This is a genomic window from Deinococcus piscis, from assembly GCF_014653275.1.
Classification (GTDB): Bacteria; Deinococcota; Deinococci; order Deinococcales; family Deinococcaceae; genus Deinococcus; species Deinococcus piscis.
Window position 1 is genome coordinate 1 of the sequence record NZ_BNAL01000078.1, and the last position, 965, is coordinate 965.

The window sequence follows — 965 nt, forward strand, 5'->3', positions numbered from 1 at the left end:
TAACGGTGGTTGTGGAGCCACTATGCTGTTCTGGACAGAGAAAAAGTAAAGTTGTCGGGTACTGAGCCATGAGACGATGGCCATTCGAAAATAGAGGCTATCCGGAAATTATGCGAACGAGTATCAGGATGCAGGCCAGTTGAACCATTGCTAGGAAGTTGACTGCCTTAACCTCATCACGTGTCCGAACTCGTCTGAAACTCTGAAGCCAAGCAATCGTCCGTTCCACCTTCCAGCGCCGCTTATGGCGGCGCAGTGGCCGACCATCCTGAGTTTTTCTTCGGTTTCTCCGGTTCGGTGCAATCATCTCAATACCCAGATGACGTAGTTCCTCATCCAGGCCGTCACTGTCATACGCCTTATCCCCAATCAGACGTTTGGGGAAGTCCAGACCGAACGATGCTTCCAGGGTCTCCTGCACCAACGTAACCTCAGCAGGACGAGCGCTGCACACCTGAACTGCCAACGGGATTCCGTTGGCATCAACCATAATCATGATTTTGGAGCCTTTGCCCTTCTTGGTAGGGCCGACTTCGTCGCCCCCTTTTTTGCGGGACTGAACGTCCCGTCGATGAAAGCTTCTCGTAAATCTAGGAGTTCTTGGTCTTCGAGCTGCTCATATAGAGCAGCGAGAATCAGGGGAAAGACAGCTTGCTCGTTCCACTCCTGGAAACGTTCGTGAGAGGTGGATTTTGGAGGGTACTCTGCCCTGGGCAGCTCACTCCACTGTGCTCCCGTGCGCAAAATCCACAGGATGCCTTCTAAAACTTCTCTGTCATCACGTCGGGGCCGTCCTCTGCGAGTGGTTTTGGTTGGATGAGGGAGGAGGGGCTGAATCACAGCCCATTGTTCGTCGGTCAGCCTCATAAGTAGCTTCCGGGTGTAGACTAAGTCATCAGACGACTTGACCCCCAACTGACTCCTGAAGACGAAACTCGGCTCCAGCAATTACTGTTTTCGACTGA

1 protein-coding gene is annotated in these 965 nt (G+C 52.6%); it reads right to left on the reverse strand.

Translation table 11 applies throughout. The annotated features are described in order from the left end of the window. Nucleotides 1–97: 97 nt before the first annotated feature. Nucleotides 98–867 (reverse strand): IS5 family transposase gene (locus tag IE158_RS13360; RefSeq protein WP_189644197.1). Its coding sequence is split into 2 segments (ribosomal slippage): nucleotides 98–531 and nucleotides 531–867, totalling 771 coding nucleotides; the frame shifts between segments, so codons are not numbered across the junction. Nucleotides 868–965: the final 98 nt, after the last annotated feature.